Origin of the sequence: Nocardia jiangxiensis NBRC 101359 (assembly GCF_000308615.1) — a bacterium.
GTDB lineage: Bacteria > Actinomycetota > Actinomycetes > Mycobacteriales > Mycobacteriaceae > Nocardia > Nocardia jiangxiensis.
This window is the reverse complement of record NZ_BAGB01000045.1, coordinates 1-17,317: the sequence shown is the minus strand read 5'-3', so window position 1 is coordinate 17,317 and position 17,317 is coordinate 1. Positions and strand designations below refer to the sequence as shown.

15 protein-coding genes are annotated in these 17,317 nt (G+C 68.8%); 4 read left to right on the top strand and 11 right to left on the bottom strand.

The window, feature by feature from the left end; all coding sequences use genetic code 11:
- Positions 1-37: 37 nt before the first annotated feature.
- Positions 38-2,359, bottom strand: coding sequence for a thiamine pyrophosphate-dependent enzyme (locus tag ON40_RS19210; RefSeq protein WP_040824941.1), 2,322 nt, complete (start codon positions 2,357-2,359; stop codon positions 38-40).
- Positions 2,360-2,399: 40 nt separating this feature from the next.
- Entirely contained in the window at positions 2,400-3,131 is a 732-nt protein-coding gene (locus ON40_RS19205; RefSeq protein ID WP_245567890.1) for an META domain-containing protein, read from the bottom strand.
- A 280-nt stretch (positions 3,132-3,411) separates the two neighbouring features.
- Here ON40_RS19205 and secG point away from each other — a divergent pair, with 280 nt between their 5' ends.
- Positions 3,412-3,645: a preprotein translocase subunit SecG gene (gene secG, locus ON40_RS19200; RefSeq protein ID WP_040824989.1), complete on the top strand. Its 234-nt coding sequence runs from the start codon at positions 3,412-3,414 to the stop codon at positions 3,643-3,645.
- Here the strand turns inward: secG and ON40_RS19195 are convergent.
- Positions 3,632-4,744 carry a YbfB/YjiJ family MFS transporter gene (locus ON40_RS19195; protein ID WP_245567889.1) on the bottom strand — a complete coding sequence of 371 codons (1,113 nt, stop codon included), beginning with the start codon at positions 4,742-4,744 and terminating at the stop codon, positions 3,632-3,634. The genes secG and ON40_RS19195 overlap by 14 nt on opposite strands.
- Before the next feature lie 70 nt (positions 4,745-4,814).
- Here ON40_RS19195 and ON40_RS19190 point away from each other — a divergent pair, with 70 nt between their 5' ends.
- Entirely contained in the window at positions 4,815-5,645 is an 831-nt protein-coding gene (locus ON40_RS19190; RefSeq protein ID WP_040824939.1) for a LysR family transcriptional regulator, read from the top strand.
- A 13-nt stretch (positions 5,646-5,658) separates the two neighbouring features.
- Here ON40_RS19190 and pnuC read toward each other — a convergent pair whose 3' ends face one another.
- The 3 genes from pnuC to ON40_RS19175 form a co-directional block, all read right to left on the bottom strand.
- Positions 5,659-6,360, bottom strand: coding sequence for a nicotinamide riboside transporter PnuC (pnuC, locus tag ON40_RS19185; protein WP_040824938.1), 702 nt, complete (start codon positions 6,358-6,360; stop codon positions 5,659-5,661).
- 163 nt (positions 6,361-6,523) lie between these two features.
- Entirely contained in the window at positions 6,524-6,772 is a 249-nt protein-coding gene (locus ON40_RS19180; protein WP_040824987.1) for a S1 RNA-binding domain-containing protein, read from the bottom strand.
- A gap of 186 nt (positions 6,773-6,958) precedes the next feature.
- Positions 6,959-7,798 (bottom strand): SDR family NAD(P)-dependent oxidoreductase, encoded by an 840-nt coding sequence (locus tag ON40_RS19175; RefSeq protein WP_040824937.1) that lies wholly within the window; start codon positions 7,796-7,798, stop codon positions 6,959-6,961.
- 22 nt (positions 7,799-7,820) lie between these two features.
- On the opposite strand from ON40_RS19175, the gene ON40_RS19170 reads away from it, so the two are divergent.
- A complete protein-coding gene (locus ON40_RS19170; protein ID WP_051193301.1) occupies positions 7,821-8,822 on the top strand; it encodes an alpha/beta fold hydrolase in 1,002 nt (333 codons plus the stop codon).
- Positions 8,823-8,967: 145 nt separating this feature from the next.
- Here the strand turns inward: ON40_RS19170 and pgl are convergent, their stop codons facing one another.
- The 5 genes from pgl to tkt all read right to left on the bottom strand — a co-directional run bounded on the left by pgl (position 8,968) and on the right by tkt (position 15,537).
- Positions 8,968-9,702: a 6-phosphogluconolactonase gene (pgl, locus tag ON40_RS19165; protein WP_040824935.1), complete on the bottom strand. Its 735-nt coding sequence runs from the start codon at positions 9,700-9,702 to the stop codon at positions 8,968-8,970.
- An 84-nt stretch (positions 9,703-9,786) separates the two neighbouring features.
- Positions 9,787-10,695 (bottom strand): glucose-6-phosphate dehydrogenase assembly protein OpcA, encoded by a 909-nt coding sequence (gene opcA / locus ON40_RS19160; RefSeq protein WP_174435052.1) that lies wholly within the window; start codon positions 10,693-10,695, stop codon positions 9,787-9,789.
- Complete coding sequence (gene zwf / locus ON40_RS19155) at positions 10,692-12,164, bottom strand: glucose-6-phosphate dehydrogenase (protein ID WP_218008821.1); 1,473 nt, start codon at positions 12,162-12,164, stop codon at positions 10,692-10,694. Before zwf ends, opcA begins: the two co-directional genes overlap by 4 nt.
- 95 nt (positions 12,165-12,259) lie before the next feature.
- Complete coding sequence (tal, locus tag ON40_RS19150) at positions 12,260-13,387, bottom strand: transaldolase (RefSeq protein ID WP_040824932.1); 1,128 nt, start codon at positions 13,385-13,387, stop codon at positions 12,260-12,262.
- 5 nt (positions 13,388-13,392) lie between these two features.
- Positions 13,393-15,537 carry a transketolase gene (gene tkt, locus ON40_RS19145; RefSeq protein WP_040824931.1) on the bottom strand — a complete coding sequence of 715 codons (2,145 nt, stop codon included), beginning with the start codon at positions 15,535-15,537 and terminating at the stop codon, positions 13,393-13,395.
- 360 nt (positions 15,538-15,897) lie between these two features.
- On the opposite strand from tkt, the gene ON40_RS19140 reads away from it, so the two are divergent.
- Positions 15,898-16,881, top strand: a complete 984-nt coding sequence (locus tag ON40_RS19140; protein WP_040824930.1) for a heme o synthase — start codon at positions 15,898-15,900, stop codon at positions 16,879-16,881.
- The last annotated feature ends 436 nt before the right edge of the window (positions 16,882-17,317 follow it).

Below are 17,317 nucleotides of genomic sequence, written 5' to 3'. Positions count from 1 at the left end.
TCGGCTCCATGACCGCGCACGTTCGGCTGCTACCTCATCAAGAAGCGGTGACCAGTGAGCTGGCGGCGTCTTCGATGGTCGCCTCGTCCAGCAGGACGTGTGCGGTGGCCGGGCCCAGCGGGACGAAGCTGTCCGCGCTGGTGACCCGGGCGATCGAACCGGTGAATCCGGCGTCGATCAGGGCGGTGCAGACCGATTCGGAGATGCCGCCGGTGCGGCGGGTCTCATCGGCGACGAGGACCCGGCCGGTGGCGCGGGCGTGGTGCAGGATGTCTTCGACGGGCAGTGGCGCCAGCCAGCGCAGGTCCAGGACTCGGGCGTGAATTCCGCGCTGGGACAGGCGTTGTGCGGCGCGCAGGCTCATGCGCAGGCCGTTGGCGAAGGTGACGATGGTGAGATCGGTTCCGTCGCCGTGGATTCGGGCGCGGCCGATATCGATCGATTCCTGTTCCGGGGTGGCGAGCCAGCCGTCGTCGCCGGATTCGTGCAGGTCGCGGGTGTGGTAGAGGGCGATCGGCTCGAGGAAGACGCAGACCCGGCCGTCGACCCGGGCCGCGGCGACGCAGGTGCGCAGCATGGCCGCGGCGTCGTCGGGGCGGGCGGGGGAGGCGATCACCACTCCGGGGATGTCCCGCAGGGCCGCCACGGAATTGTCGTTGTGGAAATGTCCGCCGAAACCCTTCTGATAGGCGTAGGAGGCGATCCGCACCACCATCGGATTGCGGTACTGCCCGGCCGAGAAGAACTGCTGGGTGGCGGCCTCGCCCCGGATCTGGTCGAGCGCATTGTGTAGATAGGCCAGATATTGGATTTCCGGAATCGGCACGAATCCGGCCGGGCCGGCGCCGAGTGCGGTGCCCAGGATGCTCTGCTCGTCCAGCAGCGTATCGAAGACTCGCCGCGCGCCGAATCGGCGTTGCAGACCTTTCGTCACCCCGTAAACCCCGCCCTTGCGGCCGACGTCCTCGCCGAACACGAGCAGGTCGCCATCGCGTTCGAGCAGCTGCGCCAGGGTGTGGTTGATCGACTGCGCGAGCGTCGTGAGCGGCTTTTCCTCGGGTGAATTCTCCACTGGCACAGCATGTTCAGAGGACTGTTCCGCGTCGTCGGCATCGCCGACGCGATCCGGCTTCGTGGAGTCGGCCGGTGCGTGCTTGCGGGCGTCGAAGACGCGGACTCCCGGCGGCGGTGCGGATTCGGGCAGTGGCTCGGTGCGCACCGCATCGGCGCGGACGAGGTCCGGGTGGGCCGGTGCGAGGGGTGCGATGACCGCGGCGGCGGAGTCGAGCGTCGGCTCACCGGTGACCTGTGCGGCGACGGCCGCGACCTCGGTGGCGATGGCGTCGTAGCGGGCGAGGAGTTCCGGCGCGCCGATACTGCCCGAGGAGACCAGCAGGCGCGCGGTGGCGGTGACCGGGTCGCGGCGCAACTCCTCGGCCATATCGCCCGCCCGGCGATACGCGGACTCCACGTCCGAGCCCGCGTGGCCGAGCAGCCGGGTGGTGCGCAGGCGCAGGAAGGCCGGGAGCCGATTCTCCCGCACCCAGTTCGCGGCCTCGGCCGAGATCGTCAGCGCCGCAAGCGTATCGGAACCGTCGACCTCGAAATATCGCAGGCCGGGCCGGGTTCCGTAGGCGCGGGCGATCCAGTCCGGGGGAGTGGGCACGCTCAGGCCGATCCCGTTGTCCTCGCAGACGAACAGCACCGGCATCGGTACTTGCAGATGGGCGGTGTGCACGGCGGTGTTGATCGCCCCGGCCGCGGTCGAATGATTCGCCGATGCGTCACCGAACGTGCACAGCACCACCGCATCGGACGGCCAGGGCGTGAACCTGCCCAGCCGAGTGGCCCGGTCCAGCGCGAACGCCAGCCCGACCGCCCGTGGCAGATGTGAGGCGATGGTCGAGGTCTGCGGCAGAATGGCGGCGGCCTTACTGCCGAACACCTTGTGTCGTCCGCCCGAGATCGGATCCGCGGCCGCGGCGACCACGCCCAGCAGTACGTCCCGGATGGGATCGGTGCCGCCGATCCGGCGGCATCGGTGGACGAAGAACGCACCCGAACGGTAGTGCAGCAGTGCGGGATCGGTGGGGCGCAGCACCGCGGCGAGTGCGGCATTGCCCTCGTGCCCCGACGATCCGATGCTGTAGTACCCGTGCCCGGCGGCGGTGAGTGCGCGGGCCGCCAGATCCAGCTGTCGGCTGATGGCCTGCGCTTCGAACAGTTCCAGCACCGCCCCCGCGGTGTACGGGCTGCCCGGTAGGACGGATTCGGTTGCGGCGCGGGGAGATCCGGGCCGCGCGGCTGCCACTGCCGCGCGGAATCGTCGATCGAGCTCTGCTTCCCGTTCGTTGATCACCGTCCCATGCTGCCCTTCGGCAGGTCGCCGGGTGCCGGTTTCACTCGGAGCGCAGGATCAGGCCGGTGTCGTTCGCCCGGTTGCGGATGGTCAGGGTGTCCGAATCGACGGTGGCCTCGGTCGCGCCGGTGAGGGCTTCGAGCACCTGCTGTTCGACCTGCATGACATCGGGCGCGCACATCATCCGGGTGGTGCCGAGATGGAAGGTGACGTTCGAGCCGGAGATCTCGGCGGTCCCGGTCATCCGGTTGCATCCGGCGCTGCCGGAGACCTGGCCGTCGGCGGCGATGGTGAGGGTGGGCCGCGCGGCGTCCAAGGCTTGCGATCGGACCTGCCCCTCCTGCCGGAGCAATGTCGTGACGACCCACGCGGTGCCGGTCAACGGCAGATCCGGATGCAGCACGCGCTTGTCCCGCAGGGTGACCGTGACGTCGTGACCGGTGAGAGTCAGCGTGCTGCCCGACAGCGACCACTTCGGCGCGGACTGCAACAGCGCGGTCTGCCAGCCGTCCGCACCCGATTTGTCGCCGACACAGGCCATCATGGTCGTCGCCATCCGCGAGACCCGCAGCACGGACCCGTCGAAGGTCACCGGTCCGCTGCCGCTGTTACATCCCGAATCGGCCGAGACCCGGCCGTCCTGGAAGCTCAGCGTGAGGGGGCCGCCGCCCGGAATCGGTGTTCCCTGCACTCCGGTGGAGATGTAGGTGTGCCCCATCGGCGTCGGTGCGGGTCCGGATCCGCTCGAACAGGCCGCCAGGAGTCCGCACACGAGAATGACCGGAGTCCACAAGAGTCTGGCCGCTCGGCCTGTTCGGCGGGGGGACTGCGATCGCGCTGGGGCCGACATGCCGCGATGGTACCGGCGAGGACAGGTGTCGCCCGGCAACCGAACAGGCGTGCCGAGCGCGACTCCTGATGCCCTGTGGCCCGGACCGGGCAGCCGTCGTCGACCGGCACGGTGGCGTCGGGCGGGTGTGAATCGGGTCGTCGACCGTGCGGGGGATCACCTGATGCGGGGGTATTGCGGGGTTGCGCATAAACTGTCGGGCATGCGCATGTTCCTGGATATCCTCCTGGTGATCACCAGTGTGTTGCTGGTGTTGTTGGTGCTGCTGCACCGCGCGAAGGGCGGGGGCCTGTCCAACCTGTTCGGCGGCGGTGTGCAGTCGAGCCTGTCCGGATCCACCGTCGTCGAGAAGAACCTCGACCGCATCACCATCTTCACCGGTCTGATCTGGCTGATCGCCATTCTGGGCATCGGCCTGGAGATCAAGTTCGCTTGATCCGCAGTGCCCCGGCGGTCGCCACGGCGAGTATGACCGCGGCGATCGCGAAGGCCGTCCCGTATCCGTCGCCCAGCGCCGGCGTCACCACCAATGGACCGAGGACCTGGCCCAGGCCGTAGCCCGCGGTGAGCGTGGCGGCGGCGCCGGGGCCGGTCAGTTCGCCGCCCACCTCGATCGCGAGCATGGTGATTCCGGTGAACGTCGCCCCGAACAGCGCCGCGGAGATCAGCGCGGACACCATGCCGGTGGACGCGGCGGGCAGAATCGCCGAGACGCATTGCAGTGCCAGCGCGAGGACCAGCGCGATCTCGGGGAACCAGCGGCGGGCGATCAGATCCCACAGCAGGGTCGCGGGTGCCGCGGCGACGCCGACCACCACCCACATCGCGGTGCCGAGCGATCGATGTCCCGGGGATTGCAGTGCGGCCACCAGGAATGTGCCGATGACGATGTAGCCCAGGCCCTCGAGGAAATAGGTGCCCTGCAACAGCCGCCAGGCTCGCACGGATCGCGCGGCGGCAGCGGCGGCGCGGGTCGCGGGCCGGACCTCGAGCCGTAGCGCGGGGGCGAGCAGCAGCGCCGTCAGAGCTGCGGTGCCCAGCCACATCACCTGCCAGGGCACGGCGGTCCCGGCCGCCATGGCGAGCAGGCCGGTCAGCGCGATGCCGCCGCCGATGCCACCGAATGCGATTCCCGCTGCGCGCCTGCGATTCTCGTGCCCGGCCGCGACACTCGCGCACCCGATGAACAGCACCGCGCTGGCGATGCCCGCGATCAGCCGCAGCACGGCCGCCACCGCGGCGGGCGCGGGCCAGGCCATGAGCGCCTCGCTGAGTATCAGTGTGGCGGCCGCGGTGCGAAATGCGGTGCGGCCGTTGAGATCGGGACGGCGTGCCAGCAGGACCGCGCCGATCAGATAACCCGCGTAGTTGGCCGCGGCGATGGTCGCGCCCGCGCGTGCGTCGATGCGGCCCGCGGAGATCATCACCGGCATCAGGGGTGTGTAGACGAATCGGCCGACGCCCATGGCCGCGGCGAGTCCGGCGGCGGCGCGCAACGGGCTCACGGCCGGTCGGCTGGTCAGAACAGTGGTCACACCGTGCGACGTTATTGCCTCATGCGACGGTTGTGAAATGCTTCCTGTGCACGATGTATACGCTGGACGCATGGATCTGGAGCTGCGTCATCTGCGTGCCTACCTCGCGCTGTGCGAGGAGCGGAACTTCACCCGCGCGGCCGCCCGGTTGCACATCACCCAGCCCTCGCTCACCCGCACCATGCAGCAGCTCGAGCGCATCCTGGACACCCGGCTACTCGAACGCAGCTCCCGGCACTTCGAATTGACCTCGGAGGGAACGGAATTGGCGGATCATGCGCGGCGCATCATCGCGGATGTGGACGCGGTGTGCGCCGATCTGCGGATACGGGCGGCCGTGGCCGTCGGCTTCGCCTGGTTGCTGCCCGACACCTGGTTCGCCGCCGCTCGCACCCGGTTCGAGGAGATCGGCGGCCGGTTGGCCATCCATCGCGTCGATGATCCGATCGCGGCCTTGACCTCGGGCGCGATCGATATCGCCCTGTACCGCAAGAATATTCGGCTCCCGTCGACGACGGCGGCCCGGTTGATCGCCACCGAGCGCCGGGTGCTGGCGGTGGCGGCCGATTCGCCGCTGGTGCGGGCCACACCGCGCTGGCAGGATCTGGCCGGGCATCCGCTCGTGGTCAACACGATCTCCGGAACGACCGACGAAACATCCTGGCCCGCGGACGATTCCGGTCGCGAGATCGTCACCTGCACGAATTTCGACGAGTGGATCGAACTGATCGCCGCCGGCCGTGGCATCGGCGCGGTACCCGAACTCGCTCGCACCCGCGCACCGCATCCGGGCGTGACGTATCTGGACGTCCCGGACGCGCCACCGTCCCGGCTCTATCTGGTCTGGCGTGCCAAACCCGCCCCGCCGCGATCGGTGCAGCGCTTCATCGACATCGCGTGACCGTGCCGGGTGCTCACTCCGACATCCCCAGCGGTTCGCGGGCCCGGGTATCGGGCGCGACGGTCGCGTCCCGGCGCATGGTGCGCACCCACACCGCGAAACCCCAGGCCACGAATCCCGCGTAGACGAGATACAGCACCGCCGACGGGTAGTACCCGGCCCGCAGCAGCAGCGGCACACCGACCAGGTCGACCGCGATCCACAGCAGCCAGAATTCGGCGAGTCCACGGGCCATACCGTAGGTGGCCAGGAACGAGCCGGTGAAGATCCACGCCTCGGCCCACGGTCCGTACGATCCGAGCCAGGCGAACAGCTTCGTGCAGGCCAGGGTGCCCAGAATCATCGCGGCGACCAGAATCCAGCGTTCGCGGGTGCTCGCCCAGCGCGGCACCACGGCGCGGTGCTCGAGGCCGGTTTCTCGCCGGGAATGCCGATACCACCCCCACCAGCCGTAGCCGCTGACCGCGATGAACATCAGCTGTCGTCCGGCCTGACCGGCCATGTTCAGGTGTTGCGGGGTATTGAACACGCCCCCGACGAAGACGGTGAACAGCAGCGCGTTCCCGGCGATCCCGACCGGCCAGGCCCACACCCGCCGACGCATCCCGCCGATCGCGGAGGCGAGGCCGAAACCGTTGCCGACCACCTCACGCCACAGGATGGTCGATCCGGCGATGTGGAGTTCGGCATCGAGCAACGCTGACACAGGATTCACCTCAGCTGTAACCCCGGGCTGCGGAATTCTCATCCTGACGCAGGACCGGGATGCGATCGGACCACCCGGGGAACGCGGTCCGGTCACCGATCGAGCAGCGGGAAGCGGGTTCTACGCTGAACAAGTGTGGGGCCGGACGGATCCCGGCCCCACACCCGCACTGCTACGCCTGGGCCAGGCTCAGACGGCGGTTCTCGTCGTCGAGCTGCCGGATCCGGACGTTCAGGGTGGCGCCGACCTGCGGCTCGCCCCGCCACTCCTGCGTGTGCAGCAGGCCGTGGATGCCCGGAGCCACCTCGAGGAACGCACCGAACGGCACAACCGAGACGACGGTCGCCGCGAGTGCGTCACCCGGGGTGTGGGCGGCGCGGAACGCCGCCCATTCCGATGGCGAAACTGGTTCGTGGGACATGTGATTCACCTCCTCTCGCAGTCCCTGGAAGTACAACGGGACGCGTTCGGAGGGCGGGCCTCTGGCCCGCGCCGCGATCACTTCGCGGCCGGGAATCCTGTCTGTGCGCGGCTGGAAGCCGACCCGGCAGTCATGCGGGCCAGATTAAGCCGACGCCGCGTCGGAGGTCAAGTGCGGGGCGGAATTTCAGCCCAGCCGCGGGATCCGACCGTCGACATCGGTGAAACCGTAGGCGTCGGCGAGATCGCGTACCCGCCAGGGTTTTCCGGTGCGGGCGCGACGGTCCGGATCGGCGGCGAGGGCGACGACGGCGCGTCCCGGGAAACGCGGCGTCTCGGCTTCGTTCAGGTCGAAGGTGCCCTCGCCGGGCAGCGTGATCATCCGGCGGCCCTGCGCGTCGGCCGGAACCATCTGCAGCAGTTCGGTATTCACGATGCCCGGCCACAGCGAGACCGCGGTGACATCGGTATCGGCCAGATCGTGGGCCATATCGGCGGTGAGCCGGTCCACCGCGCACTTCGCGACGCCGTACACGGTGTTGTGGGTGTAGTGCTCCGCGCCGGGGGAGGAGATGTTCACGATCAGGCCGCCCGATTCGATCAGCGCCGGCGCGGCGAAAACGCTTGCCACGTAGTGGGACCGGACGCCGATGTCGAAACTCTCGTCCCACGCCTGCGGGGGCACCTCCCAGAACGGGCGGCCCAGCCAGCGCGAGGAGGCGGGGGCGTTGTAGACGTTGTTGACCAGCACGTCGAGGCGGCCGTCGTCGGAGCGGACCTTGTCGAACAGCGCCTGCACCGCATCGTCGGCGGCGTGGTCGCACACGTAGGGCACCCCGATGCCGCCGAGTTCGCCGATCTCCGCCGCGGTCTGCGCCACGGTGCCCGGCAGGCGGCCCGGTGTGGCAGATCGGCCGGTGAGATAGACCGTCGCGCCCGCGGCGCCCAGTTCCAGTGCGATGCCCTTGCCGATGCCGCGGCTGGCACCGGTGACGACCGCGACCTTTCCGGCGAGTATTCCGTTCACGACTTCAGGACACTACCTTGAGATGAGAACACGTTCTAGTTATGGAGGCGGAGTGGAGCCGACACATCGGCAGGTGGAGACCAACGGAATCCGGATGCACATCGCGGAGCAGGGCGCCGGATATCCGGTGATCTTCTGTCACGGATTCCCGCACGGCTGGTCGGTGTGGCGACGGCAGCTCGAGGCACTGGCCGCGGCCGGATACCATGCCATCGCCCCCGACCTGCGCGGATACGGCCGAACCGAGGCCCCCGAGTGGCCCGAGGCCACCACGAATCAGGCCGTCGCCGGTGATCTGCTCGGTCTGCTGGACGACATCGGCGCCGAGCACGCGGTCTTCGTCGGCCTGGACTTCGGCGCGCAACTGGTGTGGGAACTGTCCCTGCGCGCCCCCGAGCGTGTCGCGGCGGTGTTCGTGCTGAACAATCCGTACGCGCCGCGTCCGCCCAGGCCGCCGTCGGCGTTCTGGACCAGGGCCGCGGAAAAGCATTTCCTGCATCTGTCCTACTTCCAGGCACCCGGCGTCGCCGACGCCGAACTGGCCGCGCGTCCGCGCGAATTCCTGGCCCGCGTGTACTACTCGCTCAGCGGCGACTACCACTACCTGGACACCTGGAAGAATCCGCCGGGCATCGGCTATCTCGACGCACTGCCGCAGGCTCCCGCCCTGCCGTGGTCGTGGTTGTCCGAGGCCGAATTCGATGCCCAGGTAGCGGAATTCGAGCGCACCGGATTCACCGGCGGCCTGAACTGGTACCGCGCCCTGGACCGCAACTGGGAGCTGACCGCCGACCTGCCGACCGCTGTGCCGGTGCCCGCCTACTTCCTCTACGGCGAGAACGACCCGGATATGGAGGGTTTCAGCGGTCGCGACCCGCTGGCCACGCTGCGCGCCAACGTGCCGGACCTGCGCGCGGTCGAAATGATCCCGGGCGCAGGACATCTCGTGCAATGGGAGTGCACCGACGCGGTGAACGAATTCCTCACTCGTCACCTGAAGGCCCTCGATCCGGCGCACAGCTGAGACGGAGCGCGCTCGGGCTGTCGAGTCGGCAGGCAACAGTCGATGCGGTGCGGGGGAGAGCGAATGCCGTTGTCGGCGAACGAAATCGGGCGGGTGTGGTCGCCACTGTAGGGGTGGACCGCACCCGCCCGATAGGAGCGGACGATCAGCGCGGCAGATTCGCCGCGGCGGGCTCGTCGAGCAACCAGGTGGTCGTCTCGGATCCGATGGCCCCGGCCGACGGAATATCGACCGGGTTCGCGCCGGATACGGCCGCGGCGACCGCCTCGGCCTTCGCGGCGCCGCCGACGACCAGGACGACGTGGCGGGTGCGGTGCACCGCGGGCAGGGTCAGGGTGATGCGCACCGGCGGCGGTTTGGGTGAATTCGTCACCGCCACAACGAGTTCGTGCTCCTCGCGGACCGCATCGGTGTGCGGGAACAGCGAATTGACGTGTCCCTCACCGCCCATGCCGAGCAGATGCAGATCGAAGGCGCCGTATTCGGTCAGGTGGGCGTGCACGGTCGCCGAGTACTCGGCCGCTGCCTCCACCGGATCCGGATATTCGCCGTCCGAGGCCGCCATCGGATGCACCCGCGAGGGATCCAGCGGCACATGATCGAGCAGGGCCTGGCGGGCCTGCAGATCGTTGCGCTCCGCATCGCCCGCCGGGACGAACCGGTCGTCGCCCCAGAACACCTCCAGGCGTGACCAATCGATCCCGCCCGGGGCCTTGCGGACCACCTCGAGCAGCCCGATTCCGGTGCCGCCACCGGTCAGCACGACCGAGGCGACACCTCGTTCGGCCTGCGCCGCGGTCACCACGGCCACGAAACGCGCCGCGGCGGCTGCCACCAGATCCTCGGTGCTCGCGTGGACTTCGACGGTCGGTTCGGTCATCGATCACCTCTCGGTTCCGGTTGTGGGTGACGCCCGGAACTGTTGCGAGACCGCATGTGCCGCAACAGATCCGGGCAAGGAAACCTACTCGTAGATGACCTTCTCGATACCCGCGAGGGCCTCGGCGTAGGTCTCGTCGGAGTCCAGGCGGCGCAGCTCCTCGGCCAGGCAGTCGTTGGTCTCCCGACGGGCCAGCGCGAACCGCTGACCGGGCTCGCCGGTGCGGGTCAGCGTCGCGGTGCGACCGGTCTGCGGCCGCGAGATCGCGATCGACACGCTCGGCCGGTGCAACTCCACCCGCAGCTCACCGATGCGGCGGTGCACCGGGCAGCCCAGCCGCGCGGCCAGCCATCCGGCCAGGATGTCCAGCGCGGGCTCCTCCTGCAGGCCGGACACCGTCACCGATTCGACGGGGTCGAACGGCGGCTCGTCCAGCGCGGAGGCCAGCAGCGCGCGCCAGAACGTCACCCGGCTCCAGGCCAGATCGGTGTCGCCGTCGGCGTAGGACTGCAGCCGGCCCTTGATCGCGGCCTGCGGGTCCGCGGCGAAGGTGGAGTCGGTGATCCGCCGAATCGCCAAGCGCCCCACCGAATCCTGCGACGGGAACTGCGGGGCCCCGCGCGGCCACCACGCCACCACCGGCGTATCGGCCAGCAGGAACGGGATCACCATGCTGGATTCGTGATTGACCAGCTCACCCTGCAGCCGGAGCACTATCACCTCGGCCGCGCCCGCATCACCGCCGACGCGGATCTGCGCGTCCAGCTTGGTCTCGGCGAACCGGTCCCCGCGGGCGAGCACGATGACGCGACAGGGGTGTTCGCGGCTGGCGTCGTTGGCCGCGGCGATGGCGTCCTCGGCCTCGGAGCTGTCCAGCGTGCACACCACCAGCGTGAGCACCCGGCCCATGGTCACCACGCCGCTGGTCTCGCGCAGTTTGATCAGACGCTTGTTGACCGCCTGGGTGTCGGTGTCCGGCATGTCGACGATCACGGACGCCGCCATTCCCGCCCGCTGCGCGCGAGCATCTCATCGGCCGAGGACGGACCCCAGGTGCCCGACTCGTACGGTTCGGGTTTGCCGTCCGCGGCCCAGCGCTCGAGCACGGGATCGAGGATGCGCCAGGACAATTCGACCTCCTCGTTGACCGGGAACAGCGACGGCACACCCAGCAGCATGTCCAGGATGAGCCGCTCGTACGCCTCCGGCGAGGATTCGGTGAACGCCTCGCCGTAGCTGAAGTCCATGTTGACGTCGCGCACTTCCATACTCGACCCGGGCACCTTGGACCCGAATCGCAGCGTGATGCCCTCGTCCGGCTGCACCCGCACCACCAGCGCGTTCTGCCCGAGTTCCTCGGTCATGGTCTGGTCGAACGGCAGATGCGGCGCGCGTTTGAACACCACCGCGATCTCGGTCACCCTGCGGCCCAGGCGTTTTCCGGTGCGCAGGTAGAACGGCACACCCGCCCAGCGCCGGGTCTCCACGTTCAGGGTGATCGCCGCATAGGTCTCGGTGCTGGACTGCGGGTCGAAACCCTCCTCGTCGAGCAGTCCGACGACGTGCTCGCTGCCCTGCCAGCCCTCCGCGTACTGACCGCGGGCGGTGGTCTCGTCCAGCGGTTCGACCAGCTTCGCGGCCTGCAGCACCTTGATCTTCTCGATCTGCAGCTGACGCGGGTGGAAGCTGATCGGATCCTCCATCGCGGTCAGCGCCATGAGCTGCAGCAGATGGTTCTGGATGACGTCGCGGGCCGCGCCGATACCGTCGTAATAGCCTGCGCGCCCGCCCAATCCGATGTCCTCGGCCATCGTGATCTGCACGTGGTCGACGTAGCTGGAGTTCCAGATCGGCTCGAACAGTTCGTTGGCGAAACGTAGCGCCAACAGGTTCTGCACCGTCTCCTTGCCGAGGTAGTGGTCGATCCGGAAGACCGTCTCCTCCGGGAACACCTCGTTGACCAGCGCGTTGAGTTCCTTCGCGCTCTCCAGGTCGTGCCCGAACGGCTTCTCGATGACCACTCGCCGCCACGGCTGCGGCCTGCCCGGACCCGGGTCCTGGGCCTTGGCCAGGCCGGTGCGGGAGAGCTGCTTGAGCACCTGCGGGAAGGCGTTGGGCGGAATCGACAGGTAGAACGCGTGATTGCCGCCCGTGCCGCGTTCCTGGTCGAGCCGGGCGAGGGTCGTCGCGAGCTGGGAGAAGGCCGCGTCGTCCTCGAACGTGCCCTGGACGAAGCGGATGCCCTCGGCCAGCTGCTCCCACACCTCCTGACGGAAGGGGGTGCGGGAATGCGCCTTCACCGCGTCCAGGACGACTTCGGCGAAATCCTCGTCCTTGTAGTCGCGGCGGGCGAAGCCGACCAGAGCGAAACCCGGGGGCAGCAGCCCCCGGTTCGCCAGATCGTAGATGGCCGGCATGAGTTTCTTGCGTGAGAGGTCACCGGTGACACCGAAGATCACCATGCTGCACGGACCCGCGATCCGGGGCAGCCGCTTGTCGCGCTCTTCGCGCAGCGGATTTCCCGGCACGGCCGTCGTCTCCTGGCCGGCCACCGGTGCTACCGGTTCCCGTCGAGTTCGGCGGTGGTGGCGGTGAGCAGTTCCTCCCAGGACTTCTCGAACTTGTCCACGCCCTCGCGCTCGAGCACGTCGAACACGTCGGCGAGGTCGACGCCGGCGACGGTGAGCTTGTCGAAGATCTCCTGCGCCTCGGCGCCCTTGCCGGAGACCGCGTCACCGTCGAGGGTGCCGTGGTCGGCGAAGGCCTCGAGGGTCTTCTCCGGCAGGGTGTTCACCGTGTTCGGGCCGACGAGTTCGGTGATGTACATGGTGTCCGGGTAGTCCGGGTTCTTCACGCCTGTGGACGCCCACAGGGGGCGCTGTGCGTTCGCGCCGCCCGAGGCGGCCAGATGCGCGAAGGTCGAGGTGTGCTTGCCACCGTCGAAGACGTCCTGATAGGCGGCATAGGCCAAGCGCGCGTTGGCGATTCCGGCCTTGCCGCGCAACTCCAGCGCCTCGGGGGTGCCGATGGTCTCCAGTCGCTTGTCGATCTCGGAGTCCACGCGGGAGACGAAGAACGAAGCGACGGAATGGATCTTGGCCAGATCGTGTCCGGCGATCTTCGCATTGCGCAGACCGTCCAGATACGCGCCCATCACGCTGATGTAGCGCTGCACCGAGAAGATGAGCGTCACGTTGACGCTGATGCCCTCGGCGATGACCTTCGTGATCGCGGGCAGGCCCGGTTCGGTCGCGGGGATCTTGATCAGCAGGTTGGGCCGGTCGACGATCTTCCACAGCTCGATCGCCTGCGCGACGGTCTGGTCGGTGTCGAAGGCCAGGCGCGGGTCGACCTCGATGGAGACCCGGCCGTCGACGCCGCCGCTGGCCTCGAAGGTCGAGGCGAACAAGTCGCAGGCCGCGCGGACGTCGTCGGTGGTGATGGTGCGGATCGCGGAATCGACGTCCGCGCCGCGAGCCGCGAGCTCCTTGACCTGGTCGTCGTACGCGTTGCCCTTGCTCAGGGCGCCCTGGAAGATGGTCGGATTGGTGGTGACGCCGACGACGCTGCGGGTGGCGATGAGGTCGGCGAGGTTACCGGACCGGATGCGGTCCCGTGACAGATCGTCGAGCCACACCGACACACCCGCTGCGGACAGTGCGGCGAGGTTCTCATTCTGTGTCACTGCGCTTATCCCTTCACCTTGTCGAGTGAACGCTGAGCGGCCTCGACCACGGCGTCGGCGGTGATGCCGAACTCGCGGAACAGAGTCTTGTAGTCGGCCGAGGCACCGAAGTGCTCGATCGAGACGTTCTCACCGGCGTCACCCGAGAACCGGTGCCACGGCATCGCGATTCCGGCCTCGACGGTGACGCGGGCCTTGACCTCCGGCGGCAGTACCTGGTCGCGGTAGGTCTTGTCCTGCGCGTCGAACCACTCAACACACGGCATGGACACCACGCGGGTGCCGATGCCCTGCGCCTCCAGCCTAGTCCGCGCCTCGACCGCGAGCTGAACTTCCGAACCGGTCGCGATGAGGATGGCCTGCGGTGTGCCCGTGGAGGATTCGGCCAGCACGTAGCCGCCGCGCCGGACGCCTTCGTAGCTGGTGCCCTCGAGCACCGGGACGTCCTGACGGGTCAGCGCCAGCGCGGACGGGCCGTCGATGTGCGCGCCGTCGGCGGGGGTGAAGTGCGAGTGCCGCTCGGCGCTGTCCAGTTCGAGGATGGTCCGCCAGGCGTGCGCGGTCTCGTTCGCGTCACCGGGGCGCACGACGTTCAGACCGGGGATGGCGCGCAGCGCGGCGAGGTGCTCGATCGGCTGATGGGTGGGGCCGTCCTCGCCCAGGCCGATGGAGTCGTGCGTCCACACGTAGATCGCCGGAACGCGCATCAGCGCGGCCAGGCGCACCGCGGGACGCATGTAGTCGGAGAACACCAGGAAGGTGCCGCCGTACGGGCGGGTCGGCCCGTGCAGGGCGATGCCGTTGAGGATCGCGCCCATCGCGTGCTCGCGCACACCGAAGTGCAGGGTGCGGCCGTACGGGTCGGCCTTCCACATCCCGGTCGAGATCGACTGCGGGCCGAAGCTCGGCGTCTCGGGCATCGTGGTGTTGTTGGATTCGGCCAGGTCGGCCGAACCGCCCCACAGTTCGGGCAGCACCGGCGCGAGGGCCGCGAGCGACTTGCCCGACGCCTTGCGGGTGGAGGTGCCCTTCGGGTCGGCGTCCCAGGACGGCAGAGTCTCGACCCAGCCCTCGGGCAGCCGCCGGGCCTGCAGGCGGTCGAACAGCGCCTTGTTCTCCGGGTTGGCCTGCGCCCAGGCGTCGAAGGAGTCCTGCCAGGCGGCGCGGGCGGCCTTGGCGCGGTCGGCGGCGTTGTTGCGGGTGTGGCCGATGACCGCGTCGTCCACGTCGAAGGACTTGTCCGGGTCGAAGCCCAGGGCCCGCTTGGTGCCCGCGACCTCTTCGGCGCCCAGGGCCGCGCCGTGCGCGGAGCCGGTGTTCATCTTGGTGGGGGCCGGGTAGCCGATGATGGTGCGCAGCAGGATGAACGAGGGCTGATCGGTGACGGCCCTGGCGGCCTCGATCGCGGCCTCGATCCCCGCGACGTTCTCGCCGCCCTCGACGACCTGCACGTGCCAGCCGTAGGCGCGGTAGCGCGCGGCGGTGTCCTCGGACAGGGCGATGGTGGTGTCGTCCTCGATGGAGATCTTGTTGTCGTCGTAGATCACGACCAGGTTGCCCAGCTGCTGGGTGCCCGCCAGCGAGGACGCCTCGGCGGTGACGCCTTCTTCGATGTCGCCGTCGGAGGCGATGACGTAGACGAAGTGGTCGAACGGGCTGGCGCCGGTGGCGGCGGCCGGATCGAACAGGCCGCGCTCACGGCGTGCGGCCATCGCCATGCCGACCGCGGAGGCCAGACCCTGGCCCAGCGGGCCGGTGGTGATCTCGATGCCCGCGGTGTGCCGGTACTCCGGGTGACCCGGGGTCAGCGAACCCCACTTGCGCAGGTGCTCGAGGTCGACGAGTTCGAGTCCGAAGCCGGCCAGGTACAGCTGGATGTACTGGGTGAGGCTGGAGTGTCCGCAGGACAGGACGAACCGGTCGCGGCCGACCCATTCGGGATCGCTGGGGTCCAGGCGCATGACGCGCTGGTACAGCGTGTACGCCAGCGGCGCGAGGCTCATCGCGGTGCCGGGGTGGCCATTTCCGGCCTGCTGCACAGCATCCGCGGCGAGCACGCGGACCGTGTCGACGGCCTTGGTGTCCAGTTCGGTCCAGTCGTCCGGGTGGTTCGGCTGGGTGAGGGAGCGGATGTCGTCTGTGACTGACACGACCGGAGTTCTCCTGACGTTCTCGTCTGCTTGAGCGGCGGGTTCGGGCTGTTGTGCCCACCACCCTAGAGGCCGCGTGTCGGCGTGTGGCAGGAACCCTGCTGGATCGGCGTTCGTGTCCGAATCGACTGCGGCGCGAGGGCGATCGCCGCGATGACGGCGATGTCTCGTGGCCGTGGCGTGCCTGCGGCCGGGCATGATTCGCGGCGGGCGGTGCCGGAGCGCATCACGGCTGGGTCTACCATCTTGTGTAGTAGTCGGCCGCGCCGCCGGTGGTGTGCCCTGGTCCAGGGTAATACCGCCGAGCCGGGCGCGCTGGAGTTCCGTGACCGGATCGAGCACCACCTGCGAGGAGAAACAGTGCGGATTGGGCAACAGCCGGGTGGCGCGCATGGTTCCTCCGGGACGGTGCTCGCTGATCGAGTCACCGGTACCGGGCCTTTGTCGGCGTTCACCCGACGCGTGCTGGCCTACATCGCGCTGACCAAACCGCGCGTCATCGAACTGTTGTTGGTCGCGACGATCCCGACGATGCTGTTGGCGCATCGGGGTCATGTCGACATCGGGCTGATCCTGGCGACGCTGTTCGGCGGCTGGATGGGCGCGGCGAGCGCGAACACCCTCAACTGTGTGGCCGACGCCGACATCGACAAGGTCATGAAGCGGACCTCGAAGCGCCCGCTGGCGCGCGAGGCGGTGCCGACGCGCAACGCGTTCGTCTTCGGCGTCACGCTGGGCGCGGGCTCGTTCGCCTGGCTGTGGTGGCAGGCGAACCTGCTGTCCGGCCTGCTGGTCGTCGCGACGATCCTGTTCTACGTCTTCGTGTACACCCTCGGCCTCAAGCGCCGCACTGCACAGAACGTGGTCTGGGGCGGCGCGGCCGGATGTATGCCGGTGCTGGTGGGTTGGTCGGCAGTGACCGGCACGATCGGCTGGCCCGCAGTAGTGCTGTTCCTGGTGATCTTCTTCTGGACGCCGCCACACACCTGGGCCCTGGCCATGCGCTACAAGGAGGACTACCGCGCCGCCGGAGTCCCCATGCTGCCGGTGGTCGCCACCGAGAAGGCCGTCACGAAACAGATCGTGATCTACACCTGGCTCACCGTCCTGGCCACCCTGGCCCTGATCCCCGCGACCGGCGTCATCTACGCAGCCGTAGCCCTGGTAGCAGGTGCCTGGTTCCTACTCATGGCCCACCAGCTGTACTCCGGCGTCCGCCGCGGAGAATCGGTCAAACCCCTCCGCCTGTTCCTACAGTCGAACAACTACCTGGCCGTCGTATTCTGCGGCCTGGCAGTAGATTCCGTACTCGGCTGGCACACAATAGGCCACACCCTCTTCTAACCCCCCGGAGCCACCGCATCCCCGATGCCGCAGGCGAGCCCCCTCCCACGTGAGGGACCGAGCCCACCCCGCCACCTCCCGCGTGCCCAGCGGCGAAGCGTCTCCGTCCCGCTGGTAGTCGCCCGCGAAGCGAAAGGCTCAGCAAGGCCAACTCCAAGGTTTTCGGCGCGGGCTCGTCGTTCAGCCCTCGAAGCGCATGGCCGAAGGCCGAGTCTCGAGGGCTGAACGACGAGCCTTACAACGCCGAAAACCCGCCGGAGCGAAGCGGAGGCCAAAAATACAGACCTACTCCCGCCGGAGCTTGCGGAGGCCGCCAGCCCCTCACCTACCCCCGCCGGAGCCTGCGGAGGCGAACACCCGCTACCTACTCCCCGCCACAGCAAAGCAGGGGCGAACATTTCCGCTCACCCCCGCCACACCGACTCAGCCCTAACCC

Excerpts from the sequence above, each read along its gene's own strand:
- ON40_RS19170 (WP_051193301.1), top strand. The coding sequence starts at position 7,821 with ATGAGAACACGTTCTAGTTATGGAGGCGGAGTGGAGCCGACACATCGG.
- ON40_RS19190 (WP_040824939.1), top strand. The coding sequence starts at position 4,815 with ATGGATCTGGAGCTGCGTCATCTGCGTGCCTACCTCGCGCTGTGCGAG.
- ON40_RS19180 (WP_040824987.1), bottom strand. The coding sequence starts at position 6,772 with ATGTCCCACGAACCAGTTTCGCCATCGGAATGGGCGGCGTTCCGCGCC.
- secG (WP_040824989.1), top strand. The coding sequence starts at position 3,412 with ATGCGCATGTTCCTGGATATCCTCCTGGTGATCACCAGTGTGTTGCTG.
- zwf (WP_218008821.1), bottom strand. The coding sequence starts at position 12,164 with ATGGTGATCTTCGGTGTCACCGGTGACCTCTCACGCAAGAAACTCATG.
- pgl (WP_040824935.1), bottom strand. The coding sequence starts at position 9,702 with ATGACCGAACCGACCGTCGAAGTCCACGCGAGCACCGAGGATCTGGTG.